This window comes from Filobacillus milosensis (assembly GCF_004402015.1).
In the GTDB taxonomy this organism is placed as follows: Bacteria; Bacillota; Bacilli; order Bacillales; family Alkalibacillaceae; genus Filobacillus; species Filobacillus milosensis.
The window spans coordinates 38,547-52,819 of record NZ_SOPW01000012.1 but is presented as its reverse complement, the minus strand read 5'-3'; the positions used below and the strand labels follow the sequence as shown (position 1 = coordinate 52,819).

Genomic DNA, 14,273 nt, shown 5'->3' with positions numbered 1-14,273 from the left:
AACAATGACGCCATATAGACGTCATTGTTTTTCATTTTATATTTCGTCACGATCTTCTTTACGTTTAACACCTTGCTCAATCGCCAGTTTGTTAGCGATTTTAACAGAATCCCAAATCGGTGGAAGCAGTAATAGGGATACAGGTACAGCAGATACAACAATAAAGCTTTGTAATAAGCTGATACTACCTTCACCTAATGTTAATAATGCAACGGCTACGGCACCGAAAATTAATGCCCAGAATACTCGAATATATTTACTCGGATCATCATTACCCGTCACCGCAACAGCTGATGCATATGACATTGAGTCGGCTGTTGTTGCAACGAAAATAACCGTTATAATCAAGAATGCGAAGGCAAATAAATCACTCATTGGCAATTGATTTAAAATGGCCATAACTGCGGCTTCCTGTCCTACATCACCCAGCGGACCGGAAATTAACCCTTCATTCTCCATTTCGAACTTCACACCTGATCCACCAAGAGTAGCGAACCATAAGTTACTGACAATTGGAGAGATAATCGCAACAGCTACAATTAATTCACGAATCGTACGTCCTCTCGAAATACGAGCAATAAAGATCGACATCATCGGACCGAAACCGATAAACCAACCCCAGAAAAAGACTGTCCACCATGCTAACCAAGCCTGGTCACCACGAGTTAAACTCATCATAAGGTAGTTTTGAAGTTGAAATGCTTCCGCTGCTACAAATATATCTAGAATAAATAGTGTTGGTCCAACAATCATAATAATAATCATTAAAATAACAGCGAAACTCACGTTAACACGACTTAAAATCTGAATCCCTTTATCTACACCTGTTACTGCAGAAATCGTTGCGATTCCAATTAGAATAACGATGAACATAATCTGCATAAACAGTGTACTTGGAACACCAAAGATTTGTTCAAATGCGTAAGCTGCCTGTAAACCTAAAAATCCAATCGCACCAATCGTACCTGCTGCAACTGCAATAATTGATGTCACATCAGCTGTTAAACCTAATGGGTTATAACGCTTAAAGATTTTATCTCCAACAAGTGGATAAAGAATAGTTCTTGGTTTAAGCGGCATGCCTTTATGGTAATGCGCATACATTAATACAATCGTTGCAACCGTACCTAAAACAGCCCATGCAGAGAATCCCCAGTGGAAAAAGGCTTGCGCCATTCCTGGAACTGCGCGGTCCCATGCACTTAAGTTTTCTGCACTAAATAAAGGCGGGGTTGTCATATAGTGTGACATCGGCTCACTTGCAGCCCAGAACACACCACCACTTGCCAATAATGTAGTAAGGATCATGGCAATCCAACGGAAGTTAGAAAAATGAGGTTTTTCCTGCTTACCTAACTTCACTCGACCGTATCGAGTAAACATTAAGATTAGACCTACAATTAAGGTCGCTAACATTAATAACTGCCAGAACAAACCAAACCACTTAGCTGACCAGTTAAATGAGTCATTTACAACTTTTGAAGTAAATTCTGGTGTTAAAAATGCTAATAGAAAAAATAAGATCAAAAATCCACCACTTATAAATAAAGAGGTCTTCTGGACACCCTTGCCCAGGTAATCATCGGAATGATACTTTTCTTTAATTTTCATTGTTTTCCTCCTAATAATTTTAAACAAATCTAGACACTATCTTGAAAATTCAACTTACACTTATATATGAAACTCCTCCTTGGAATTTTTTATCACAAAGAAAATTGTAGTTAATTGTCGGAAAATAGTCAAAACAGAAATTCGTAACATGTAAGAGGATTTGATACCAATGCGTAAGTATTAGATAGTTTAGTCTATTATTTCTAATAAATTTAATAAAATTTTAACGTAAATGAATACATACAGAAAATTTAGGAACTCTAAGTAAATTGTTTTGAACATGCGTAATCGATTTTAGTTTGCCTCGTATGAAATTGACCTATACAATATGATTGAGAATGAATGTAAAAAAAGGAGCAAAACAATGGATGTAGATAAACTAAAAAGCTTAAGGCAAGCTAATCAATTAGATGAAGCAAGGAAGTTAGCATTATCCTTATTGGAAGATCACCCTCATGACCCTGATATATTATTACAAACAGCATATATTCATGACCAACAGGATATGGCACCACAAGCCATTTCGTTTTACAAACAAGCACTGGAACATGATCTAAATCTAGAAGACCGAAGAGAAGCACTTTTATGTCTGGGAAGCAGCTATCGTGCAGTTGGATTATATGAACTGGCTCGTGAAACGTTAGAAATCGGCATGAGCGAGTATCCTGACTACAATGCATTTTACATCTTTTTTGCTATGACGTTATATAATTTAGATGATACAGATTTAGCCATGGAATTTTTGATGACAAAGTTATTAGAAACAACGGATGATGAATCGATTAAAGCTTATAGTCGAGCATTAGAGTTTTATTCGAGTCGACTGGATGAGGTCTTTAATTAATTTGAGATGTTAATTTTTAGAAGATACAGGCGGACGCTTTCCGCGGGCACGGCCTCAACTTCCCAAAACTCACTGCCGTTCGTTTTGCGTGATTTTCGGCTCGCGCTGTTCCCGCAGGAGTCGCCGCCTTTCGTTTAACCATTGACTTAATTTTTCTGATTTTACTTATACACAATGAAAAAAAGTTGGGCGTTATTGGCCCAACTTTGTCTTTAGTTTATCTAACATATCTTCTGTCATTTTATCGATATCAAATTCTGGCTTAAAGCCCCATTCCTTTGATGCGCAATCAGCATCAATAGAATCCGGCCAGCTGTCAGCAATCTTTTGACGAACTGAATCGACGTCATAGCTTAATTCAAAATCTGGAATTTGCTTTTGGATGGCTTTTTCAAAATCTTCTGGAGCTGCGCTCATCGCTGTTACATTAAATGCGTTACGATGTTCTAACTTATCCCCATCAGCTTCCATCAATTGAATAATCGCATTGATGGCATCAGGCATGTACATCATGTCCATATACGTACCTTCTGCAATGTAAGAGGTATAAGATTTATTTTTTAAAGCTTCGTAATATATTTCAACAGCATAATCCGTTGTTCCGCCACCTGGTTCAGTTACATACGAAATTAAGCCTGGGAAACGCACGCCACGTGTATCGACGCCAAAACGAGAATAGTAGTAATCACATAAAAGTTCTCCAGATACTTTGTTCACACCATACATTGTAGTAGGGCGTTGAATGGTATCTTGAGGTGTATCCTTTTTAGGCGTTGATGGACCAAATGCACCAATTGAACTTGGGGTAAAGAATTGTAATTCTAATTCTCTGGCAACCTCAAGCGCATTTACTAAACCACCCATGTTTAGGTCCCAAGCAAACTTCGGATTATTTTCAGCCTTAGCTGATAATAATGCTGCTAAATGCATAATCGTATCGACTTCATAGTTTTTAGCCAAATCAAGCATTTTGTCATAATCTTGTACATCTAATATTTCAAATGGGCCTTGTGTCACAACTGGACTATCTGCCTCGCGAATATCTGTAGCGATGACATTGTTTTTGCCGTATTTTTCACGTAAAGCCATTGTTAATTCAGATCCAATTTGACCAAGTGCTCCTGTTATGAGAATCTTGTTCATCGGTGTTTTCCTCCATTCCCCTTCATTCAATTCTATATAAGACCCATGTCTTTACCGACTTTTTCGTAAATAGCCAGCGCCTCATCTAACATTTCTTTAGTATGAGCAGCTGTTGGCATATTACGAACACGACCAGAGCCTTTAGGAACTGTTGGGAATACGATCGATTTAGCATAAACACCTTCATCAAATAGTCGTTTACTAAACTCTTGTGTTGCTTTTTCCTCACCTATGACACAAGGTGTGATTGGTGTTTCACTGTCACCAATATCAAATCCAAGCTCTTTTAAACCCTTCTTCAAGTAGTCACCGTTTTCCCACATACGATCGTGAAGTTCAGTTGATTCCATCAATAAATCAATTGCTTTAGTACAAGCTGTTACATCAGCAGGTGATAAAGATGTAGAGAATAGGAACGGGCGAGAGCGGACTTTTAACCAGTCAATCAAATTTTGTTTACCAGCTACATAGCCACCAACTACACCAATAGCTTTTGATAATGTCCCCATTTGGAAATCGATATCATTTTGTAACCCAAAATGTTTAACTGTACCAGCACCTTTACCTAAAACGCCAGAGCCGTGTGCATCGTCAACATACGTAATTAAATCAAATTCTTTAGCAATCTCAACAATTTCAGGAAGTTTTGCTATATCTCCATCCATTGAGAAGACACCATCAGTAATAATCATAATTTTATTATATTGACCTGATTCTTTAGCTTCTTTTGCCTTTTGACGAAGGTCATCCATATCGGAGTGATTAAACCTTAGAATTTTTGCTTTAGACAGGCGGCAACCATCAATGATTGAAGCGTGGTTAAGCTCGTCTGATAGTATCGCATCGTTCTTGTCCATTACGGCTGAAATCGCTGCCATATTACAGTTAAAACCAGACTGATAAGCAATGGCTGATTCAGTCCCTTTGAATTCTGCAATCTTTTCTTCTAATTTTACGTGTAAGTCGAGTGTACCGTTAATTGTACGAACTGCACCAGCGCCAACGCCATGTGAATCAACAGCGTCTTTTGCTACTTCTTTTAATCGATCATCTGTTGCTAACCCTAAATAGTTGTTTGATGATAGGTTAATTAATTCTTTCCCATCAATCGTAATTCTTGGACCATTCGGACCTTCAACTACATTAATTTCGTTGTATAGACCTTGGTCTTTTAATTCTTGTAAATTGTCATTTAAAAATTGATTTAACGTTTCACTTGGCATTTCTTTACCTCCTAAAAATACGTTAAATATTGAAACCCACTCTATGATAACATTTTTTACACAAAGAAAGAAATTTAGCCTGTTTTTTTCTATTTTGTCTCAATAAAACTTATTATGTAAAAAACCAAGAACCCTATTAGGCTCTTGGTTATTATTAAGACATTGCTTCTCTTGCAGCGTCAAACCGTTCACTAAAGCGTTCATCATAAGCGTGACACGCTACGTGGTGACCTTTCTCATGTTCAATCCATTCAGGAACGACTTCTGCACAAACATCCTGTGCAAGTGGACATCTTGTTCTAAATGGACAACCGCTTGGAGGATCTGTCGGGCTTGGCACATCGCCTTCAAGGATTACACGTTCACGGTTTTTTTCTACATCCGGATCACTTACAGGAATCGCACTTAGTAACGCACGTGTATAAGGGTGTAATGGGTTCTTATATAGGTCGTCACTAGAAGCTAATTCCATCATGCGCCCTAGATACATAACACCTACACGGTCACTGATGTGCTTAACCATAGCTAAATCGTGTGCGATGAATAAATAAGTTAAATCTCTTTCTTTCTGTAGACGTTTCATTAAGTTTACTACCTGTGCCTGGATTGAAACGTCTAGAGCCGAAATTGGCTCATCTGCTACGATAAAGTCTGGATCTAACGCTAGAGCACGGGCAATACCAATACGCTGACGCTGACCACCACTGAATTCGTGAGGGTAGCGGTTAGCGTGCTCTTTATTTAGTCCAACAGTTTCTAGCAGTTCAATAACCGTTTCTTCACGCTCTTTTTTATTCTTAGCTAAGCCATGAATATCGATACCTTCTGCAATTATATCTTTAACCGTCATACGTGGGTTTAAAGATGCATAAGGGTCCTGGAAGATCATCTGCATTTTTCTGCTTAACTCTTTAGTATCTTTACCAGATTTTTTGCTGTGAACATTTTGACCGTTAAAAACTACTTCGCCATCAGTAGCTTCATAAAGGCGTAAAACAGTTCGTCCAGCTGTTGATTTACCACAACCAGATTCACCTACTAAACCAAAAGTTTCACCTTTATAGATATCAAAGTTAATCCCATCAACAGCTTTTAATGTCGCTTTACGGCCAACATTGAAATGTTTCTTTAGATTTTTTATTTCTAAAAGTTTTTCTTTATTATTGCTCATCTCGTTTCGAACCTCCTACTTTTGCAGATTCAGGTGGTTCTACCTTAGGTGAACGTTCATCCAATAACCAGCAGGCACTTTTCTGAGTATCTGATAGCTCAAAGTAGTCTGGCATATGGTTTTCACATACTTTCATAGCGTAAGGACAACGCGCAGCAAAAGGACAGCCTTTTGGAGGATCAGCTAGATCCGGTGGTGTACCAGGAATAGCTTGTAATTCCTCATCACTATCACCTTCAAGGTCTGGCATTGAACCTAATAGACCCCAAGTATATGGGTGCGTCGGGTTATAGAAAATTTCATCAACTGTACCCGTTTCAATAATTTTACCACCATACATAACAGCAACACGGTGTGCCGCATTCGCAACTACACCTAAGTCGTGTGTAATTAAAATGATTGACGTATTTACCTTATCCTGTAGATCGCGCATTAAGTCTAAAATCTGTGCTTGGATGGTTACGTCAAGTGCTGTTGTTGGCTCATCGGCAATTAACACTTTCGGGTTACATGCTAATGCAATGGCAATCATTCCTCTTTGACGCATACCACCAGAATACTCGTGAGGATACTGATCTATACGAGCCTCAGGATTAGGTATACCAACCAATTCCAATAATTCTAAACCACGCTTACGTGCTTGTGCTTTAGACATGTTTTGGTGTTTGATAAGACTTTCTGCAATTTGTTTACCAACTGTCATCGTTGGGTTTAATGATGTCATTGGATCCTGGAAGATCATACTGATTTCTTTACCACGAATATCTTCCATTTGTCTTTCGGATTTATCAATTAATTCCTCACCATTAAACTTTATTGAACCTCCAGCAAATTTACCAGGAGGCATTGGTATTAATTTCATAATCGATTGTGACGTTACACTTTTACCAGAACCGGATTCACCGACAATGGCTAAAGTTTCTTTTTCATGCAAATCGAAAGAAACGCCACGAACCGCTTGTACTTCAGCTTTATACGTATCAAAAAAGACATTTAAATCTTTTACTTCTAAAACTTTTTTCACGGTTTTCCCCTCCTTTATTTACGAGCTTTAGGGTCTAACGCGTCTCGCATACCATCACCAATTACGTTAAATGCCAACATAGTTAAACAGATAAAGAATGCTGGGAAGAATAATTGGAATGGATAATATTGTAGTGCACTAATGGCTTCTGAGGTCATCGTACCCCAACTTGCTAGTGGAGCTTGTACTCCTAATCCTAGATAGCTTAAGAATGCTTCTGTGAAGATCGCGTTCGGAATAGTTAATGTTAAGGTAACTAAAATTGGACCTAAAGTATTTGGAACTAAGTGTCTAAACATAATTCGATTACTATTAGCACCTAGTGTACGAGCCGCTAAGACATATTCCTCTGATCTTAATTGCATAACTTGTCCACGAACAATCCTCGCCATATTAATCCAACCGGTGAATGTCATGGCCAAGATCAGTGTCCATAATCCTTGTGGCAAAATAACCATTAGAAGGATTACCACTAATAAATAAGGAACACTGTAAAGAATATCTGCAATTCTCATCATAATTTCATCAGTACGACCACCAAAGTAACCTGCGATTGCACCCCAGATTACACCGATAATTACATCGATTAATGCAGCCATGATACCGATAAATAATGAAATTTTCGCACCATACCACGTTCGTGCAAAGATGTCACGACCTAGAGGGTCAGTCCCAAACCAATGCTCAAGACTAGGTGCTTTGTTTGTAACCATATAGTCATTTGTATAATAATCATATCCGGAAATAGGTCCACCTAGAAATGACATGATTCCTAAGAATACAATGACTCCCATTCCGAATAAAGCTAACTTATTCTTTTTAAAGCGACGCCAAGCATCCTGCCAATATGAAGTGCTTTCACCAGAAATTTTTTCAGCTTCGGCTTCATCCCTCACTAAAGGTTCAAAATCGCTTTGTTCTAATTCTGCTCTATTTAGTTCAGGTTGTGACATTAGCTTTTCCCTCCTTCTTTACCAAACTTAATACGAGGGTCGATTAGTGTGTATAGTAAGTCCACTAATAAAATAGATACAAGTAACAATGCACTAAAGAATACCGTAGTACCCATGATTACTGTATAGTCACGGTTTGTTACACTGTTAACGAATTCTGCACCTAGACCAGGGATATCGAAAATTTCCTCAATAACGAAACTCCCTGTTAAAATTGCTACAACTAAAGGCCCTAAGTAAGAAACAACTGGCATAATAGCGTTTCTTAGGGCATGACGATACGTGACAACCCTTTCATTTAAACCTTTTGCCTTTGCTGTTTTAATATAATCAGAATTCAGAACATCTAACATGCTTGAACGCATGAGTCTTGCGATAAATGCCATTGGCGTTGTTGCTAATGCAACAGCAGGTAAGATCGTGTGCAGAAATGAGTCAAATCGCGCAACTGGTAATACTCCTAACTTCATTGCAAAGAAGTACTGCAATGCAGCCGCCAATATAAAGTTGGGAACGGAAATCCCTAATACTGCTATGACCATAGCCGTATAGTCTACAGAAGTATTATGTCTAAGTGCAGCTATAACCCCTAAAAACACACCGATTGATAAAGCCAAGAATATAGATTCTAGACCTAATAGTAGAGAATATTCAAAACTACGGTTAATGATATCGTTTACACTTTGACCTGTGTATTTAAAAGACGGGCCAAAATCCCATTGTGCAACGTCTTTAAGATAATTAAAATATTGGATATGAAGTGGGTCATTTAAACCGTATTTCTCGTTCATTTGTTGTTCAATCTCTGGCGGTATTTTTTTCTCAGAAGCGAATGGCCCACCTGGTGCTAACTGCATCAAGATAAAAGTGATTGTGACAATGAAGAATAACGACACCACCATTGATCCGAATCTCTGTATGAGATATCTACCCAAATCTTCCACCTCCGTTTTGTACTTTTTTCAAGCAAAATTCAAAAAATTAACTCTATTTTGCCATTAAAAAAGGGTGAAGCATTCACCCCAATAAAGACAATATAAAAATAAGTTAAACAACTGTTATTTAATCTTTAGGAGCCAATTTCTTGATGTGTGAAAAGTTAGTTAATTTTGCTTTATAACGAGAGAAGGTATATAGAATCGCTCCTATATACCTGCCCCCCATATAATTATGTGTGTCTATATAATATTCACTTTTTAAGTTAAAACGTTATTCAATTATTTTTCAATTGAACCGTATTTAAGGTTGATACTACCCATTGCACTAGGTTTTACATCTTTAACGTAGTCTTTCTTAATGTAAACGTTAGTGTAGTAGTAAATTGGTGAAATTGGTAGTTCATCCATGAAGATTTGTTCAGCTTCTTTTAGAACAGAAGTACGTTCTTCTTTATCAGTAATTGTTCTTGATTCTTCAAGTAAAGAAGCATACTCTTCATTTTCCCAATTAGTGTAGTTGTTACCACCAATTGTTTGGAAAATCTCTAAGAAGTTAATCGCATCGTTAAAGTCAGCTAACCAACCCATACGACCAACTTGGAAGTTACCGTTACCCATTGTATCTAGGTATACTTGCCACTCTTCGTTTGCAAGGTCAACTTCTACTCCTAGGTTTTGTCTCCACATATCTTGGATCGCCTGAGCGATAGCAGCGTGAGCTTCACTTGTGTTGTAATGAATTGTTACTGGAGGTAACTCATCCATTCCTTCTTCTTCAAGACCTTCTTGTAATAACTTTTTAGCTTCTTCTACGTTGTTATCTTGGAAGTAACCTTCTTCATTTTCTTCCCAAATTGTTGGTGGTACAAGTGCCATTGCTGGAAGTTGTCCACCTTGAGTGATATTTTCAACAATTGCTTTACGGTTGATTGACATAGCAAATGCTTTACGAATTTTCTTATTGTTAAATGGTGCTTCATCTACGTTAAATGCATAGTAGTATACACCAGCTAGTGGTGAAATGTTTAGCTTACCCTCTTCCTTAAGTGTAGGAATAGAAGCTAATGGTACTGAGTCAAATGGAGAACCTACCCAGTCTAATTCACCTTGGTTAAACATGTTTAGAGCTGTATCTTCGTTTTCAACCATGAACATGTTGATTGTTTTAATTGATACGTTTTCTGCATCCCAATAGTCTTCGTTCTTCTTAAGTACAATCTTGTCTTTGTGTGACCAAGATTCTAATTTGTAAGGACCATTAGTTACGAAAGTATCGCCTGCATCAGTGAACCACTCATCATTTCCTTCAACCACGTTTTGGTTAACCGGGTAATATGTGTGGAATGCAGTTAAATGTAAGAAATAAGGTGTTGGCTGCTCTAGCTCAACAACTAATGTTTTATCATCTTTAGCAGTAATTCCAACTTCATCTAGAGAAACTTCTCCAGCTTTTGCCTTTTGAGCATTTTTAATTGAATAAAGTTGATACGCATAGTCAGTTTCAGCGTTTTCTGGGTTTAATACCCATTTCCAAGCATACTCAAAGTTTTGTGCAGTTACAGGATCGCCATTTGACCAAGTTGCGCCTTCACGAATTGTGAAAGTGTATGTTGTTAAGTCATCAGATGTTTCAATCTTCTCAGCCATTGCATTAACTGGTTGGCCATCAGGACCAATACGAGTTAAACCTTCAAATACCTGATCTAATACTGAACTAGAAGTTGTATCAGATGCTAGTCCAGGGTTAAGAGAAGGTGGCTCCTCTTTAATGTTTACATTTAGTACTTGCTCTGAATCTCCACCAGCTTCTTCACCTGTATCTTCGCCAGTGTTTTCACCTGTTTCTTCGCCTGTTTCTTCACCGTTATCTCCTGTGTCTTCATCATCGCCACCAGTACATGCAGCTAGTACTAGTACTAGAGAAGCGATTAAAGAAAATAACAGAAATTTGTTGAATTTTTTCATGTAACTTTTTACCCCCTATTATTTTGAAAATTTATGCAACTTTGGCTACTCAATTAAATCCTGTACTAGCTATTATACATTAAATTGTCACAACTTGTAGATGTTTTTTGATATTTTTTGATTTTTTCATACTATTTTCCTACCTCACCTTAATTTCATTAGACATTATTCCTTAATTTCTTCCATTTTCAAGACTTTTATTCTATATAAATTTATAATTAAGTTGTTAAAAAATATTTATGGAGGAAAAAGGAGGAATTCGGGTGAAGAAGTTTTTCTATTTTATTTTTGTAACCCTTTTTATAGTTACTCTATCTATTAATAGTAAAGCTGACAGTCATCAAGATTTAATCATCTCAGAATATATCGAAGGAAGTAGCTATAATAAAGCCGTTGAACTATATAATGGGACAAGTCAGTCGATTGATTTAACGAACTATTCAATTGTGAGTTTTACTAATGGCGCATCGTTAGAAGCTGGTGATGGTTATGCCAATGAACTTACTCTAGCAGGTAATCTTGCTCCTGGGGAAACTTTTGTCACAGCACATAGTAATGCTAATCAAGTTATTTTAAACCAAGCTGACGTAACAGGTAATTCTTATGCTTATAACTTTAATGGTGACGATGCAATCGTGTTATTTAAGAACTACGACAGTGACACTCGTCAAGGTGAAGTTATCGACTCTATCGGTAAAGTCGGCGTGGACCCAGGAGATTTTTGGGGAGATAATCAGACAAAAACACAAGACATGACGTTAGTGAGAGATTTTTCTGTTACTAGCGGTGATCAAGATTTAACAAACAATTATTCCCCCTCCGAAGAATGGATCGCCTTTCCTACAGATACATTTGACTACATTGGAACTCACGAAGAGGTTGAACCGCCTAGTAATGAAGTAAAAGATGAATACATTAGAACAGTTGACCGAATTGTCGATGGAGATACAATTCACGTTAATGAACCTATTTTAGGTGAAACAACTATACGCTTTCTTAATATGGACACCCCAGAGACATATCATCAAAGTAATTATGCTGAGGAATTAATTTTAGAAGACCCTAATCATTCTCAAAAATATCACGGTGAACTAGCTAAAGATTATTTAAGTTCACTTTTAGAACCAGGTGATGAAGTTGTCATCAAAGTGGGTGAAGAACCGTTAGATACTTACGGACGTGTTTTAGGAGAAGTCGTTCGGACTGAAGATGGACTAAATACAAATTTAGAGCTTGTTAAAGAAGGTTATGCTGCCACGTATTTCATTTGGCCAGTCGGATCAATGGAAACATACGAGACATATCAAAATGCTGTCCGAGAAGCCAAAGAACAACAAAAAGGTATTTGGTCAGAAGAAACACCTCTAATGGAACTGCCTTTTGTTTTCCGATCAAGATATGATGATCGAGCGCTTTATCGTTATGTAGCTAATTCTGATACAGGTATGTATTACCTTCCAAATGATTGGAATGAAGTGCCTGTTGATGCTCGAATCTTTTTTGCAGATGAATTAACTGCATTAAATGAGGGTTATGAACCTGCTTTCGAGCGCGAACCTATCATTGCCGATGCAAGAACAGCGCCAATTGGAACAAATGTAACGATAGAAGGAACAATTACACATAAAGTTGTAAGCAGTGGTAAAACCAATTACTATGTCCAAGACCGTACAGCAGGGATCGTGGTACGTACAGGGGATTTAGAAGCTGACGTTGGCGATAGAATTAGAGCCTCAGGTGTGACAGATGAGTACTATGACATGCTGCAAATTATTAATGCGAATGCAGAAGTCATTGAAAAAGATACTACACCCATCGATTCTACTCTTATTTCTTCGACTGTTCTTGGAGAAACTGTTGAAGCTCAGTTAGTCTCGATTGAGGACGTTGAAATTTTATCTGTTGATGAACACAATGATTATACAGCCAAAGATGCTAATGGAGAGTTCGTAATTGATAATGATGCTGGTTTTCTCACAGTTGGTGAAACTTATGATGAAATTACGGGTGTCGTTGATTACAACTATGGTGAGTATAAAATCATGCCGCGAAGTGAAGATGATGTTATTAAAGAAATCCCTCTTCAATCGATTAAATTTGCTCGAGAAGCTGAGTTAGATACTCGAGTTCATATTGAAGGAGTCATTACTGCAGCTTTTTACGCAGGAGGGATGTACAACTATTACGTACAAGATGACTCCGCAGGCATCGTTGTTCGCGCTAATCATTTTGGAGCAGAAGTAGGAGATAAAATTAGTGCTAAGGCTCGAACTGAAGAGTATTTTGGATTACTTCAAATCCTGCCAGCAGAAGATAATATATCAATCGTAGAAAAAGGTACTGGAGTTCCAGAACCAAAAGTGATTACATCTGACTCGATTGGCGAATCACTAGAAGGTCAACTCGTTACGATTAAAAATTTCTATGTTGAATGCGAAGATGGCTTTAATAATTATCAAGCAGTTGATTCTGCCGGTAACTTTGTGATCGATTCAGATACTCACTTAGTTGGGGTGAACCATTTTTATGAATCCATTACTGGCGTTTTAACTTATAACTATGATGAATATAAAATCATGCCTCGTTCAGAAGATGATGTAAACGAAATTAATATACTATCCACTTCAGCTAAACAGCTAGTAGAATTAGCTAATCAGTTCGGCAACGAATTTTTAATTAAACAAATTAAAAATGAATTAGAGGCTGAAATCAATACTAAAGGTAATACTTCACAACATATTGATTCTGCATTACATCATATCGAAAAAGCATTATTGAAGTACCGAAATAGTGGCAAAGACGTGTATTTGAAGAAAATTGAACATGAATTAAATAAACTTTTACAACATAAAGCATCATAAAGTTTATCGGAACTCGTAGTCATACGAGTTCCTTTTTTATGTTTTTTATCCCTCCTCTTAGGGAACATTAATTGTAGAATCCTTAAGAAAGGTGGATGATATGATGGATCAAAAAATGCAAAAATTGATTGATGGATTAAATGAAGATTTAAGCAACGAATACACAGCAGCCATTATGTATACAAACAACGCTGCAGTTGTGACTGGTTTATACCGCGCAACACTTAAACCTTTTTTCGAGGGGGAAATTGCTGACGAACAAGGTCACGCGCTGTACCTAGCTGAAAAAATCAAGTCTCTAGGTGGCACGCCTACTGTCCAGCCTGCACCTGTTCCTCAGGAAACAGATGTTAAAAAGATGCTCGAAGCTGCTCGAGATGCCGAAAAAGCAACGATTGACCGTTATGAAGAGCGTAAGCAATTAGCAGAAGAATTAAACTTAACAGAACTTGCCGTTAAGTTAGATGATATGATTGCAGATGAAACAGGTCATATGGAAGAGCTTGATCGACTATTAATGGACCCACATTTTCAATAAAA

General features: G+C 37.5%; 11 protein-coding genes. 3 read left to right on the top strand and 8 right to left on the bottom strand.

Going from position 1 to position 14,273, the window contains the following annotated elements:
* Window positions 1-36: 36 nt before the first annotated feature.
* Complete coding sequence (locus tag E3U55_RS11500; RefSeq protein WP_134340622.1) at window positions 37-1,611, bottom strand: BCCT family transporter; 1,575 nt, start codon at window positions 1,609-1,611, stop codon at window positions 37-39.
* A gap of 364 nt (window positions 1,612-1,975) precedes the next feature.
* On the opposite strand from E3U55_RS11500, the gene E3U55_RS11495 reads away from it, so the two are divergent.
* On the top strand, window positions 1,976-2,455 hold the full coding sequence (locus E3U55_RS11495; protein ID WP_194840900.1) for a tetratricopeptide repeat protein: 480 nt from the start codon (window positions 1,976-1,978) through the stop codon (window positions 2,453-2,455).
* Window positions 2,456-2,647: 192 nt separating this feature from the next.
* Here the strand turns inward: E3U55_RS11495 and E3U55_RS11490 are convergent, their stop codons facing one another.
* From E3U55_RS11490 to E3U55_RS11460, 7 genes are all read right to left on the bottom strand, one after another.
* Window positions 2,648-3,598 carry an L-threonine 3-dehydrogenase gene (locus E3U55_RS11490; protein ID WP_134340618.1) on the bottom strand — a complete coding sequence of 317 codons (951 nt, stop codon included), beginning with the start codon at window positions 3,596-3,598 and terminating at the stop codon, window positions 2,648-2,650.
* Between the two features lie 32 nt (window positions 3,599-3,630).
* Window positions 3,631-4,821 (bottom strand): glycine C-acetyltransferase, encoded by a 1,191-nt coding sequence (locus tag E3U55_RS11485; RefSeq protein WP_134340616.1) that lies wholly within the window; start codon window positions 4,819-4,821, stop codon window positions 3,631-3,633.
* A gap of 154 nt (window positions 4,822-4,975) precedes the next feature.
* Window positions 4,976-5,992: an ABC transporter ATP-binding protein gene (locus E3U55_RS11480; protein ID WP_134340614.1), complete on the bottom strand. Its 1,017-nt coding sequence runs from the start codon at window positions 5,990-5,992 to the stop codon at window positions 4,976-4,978.
* The gene (locus tag E3U55_RS11475; protein WP_134340612.1) at window positions 5,982-7,016 is read right to left on the bottom strand and encodes an ABC transporter ATP-binding protein; all 1,035 of its coding nucleotides are present in this window, start codon (window positions 7,014-7,016) and stop codon (window positions 5,982-5,984) included. The genes E3U55_RS11480 and E3U55_RS11475 overlap by 11 nt, the downstream gene beginning before the upstream one ends.
* Before the next feature lie 14 nt (window positions 7,017-7,030).
* On the bottom strand, window positions 7,031-7,969 hold the full coding sequence (locus tag E3U55_RS11470; RefSeq protein ID WP_134340611.1) for an ABC transporter permease: 939 nt from the start codon (window positions 7,967-7,969) through the stop codon (window positions 7,031-7,033).
* A complete protein-coding gene (locus E3U55_RS11465; RefSeq protein WP_134340609.1) occupies window positions 7,969-8,904 on the bottom strand; it encodes an ABC transporter permease in 936 nt (311 codons plus the stop codon). The genes E3U55_RS11470 and E3U55_RS11465 overlap by 1 nt, the downstream gene beginning before the upstream one ends.
* 282 nt (window positions 8,905-9,186) lie before the next feature.
* Complete coding sequence (locus E3U55_RS11460; RefSeq protein ID WP_134340607.1) at window positions 9,187-10,872, bottom strand: peptide ABC transporter substrate-binding protein; 1,686 nt, start codon at window positions 10,870-10,872, stop codon at window positions 9,187-9,189.
* A gap of 263 nt (window positions 10,873-11,135) precedes the next feature.
* Between E3U55_RS11460 and E3U55_RS11455 the strand changes: the two genes are divergently transcribed.
* Window positions 11,136-13,733 carry a thermonuclease family protein gene (locus E3U55_RS11455; protein WP_194840899.1) on the top strand — a complete coding sequence of 866 codons (2,598 nt, stop codon included), beginning with the start codon at window positions 11,136-11,138 and terminating at the stop codon, window positions 13,731-13,733.
* 103 nt (window positions 13,734-13,836) lie between these two features.
* Window positions 13,837-14,271 carry a ferritin-like domain-containing protein gene (locus tag E3U55_RS11450; protein WP_134340604.1) on the top strand — a complete coding sequence of 145 codons (435 nt, stop codon included), beginning with the start codon at window positions 13,837-13,839 and terminating at the stop codon, window positions 14,269-14,271.
* Window positions 14,272-14,273 lie beyond the last annotated feature (2 nt).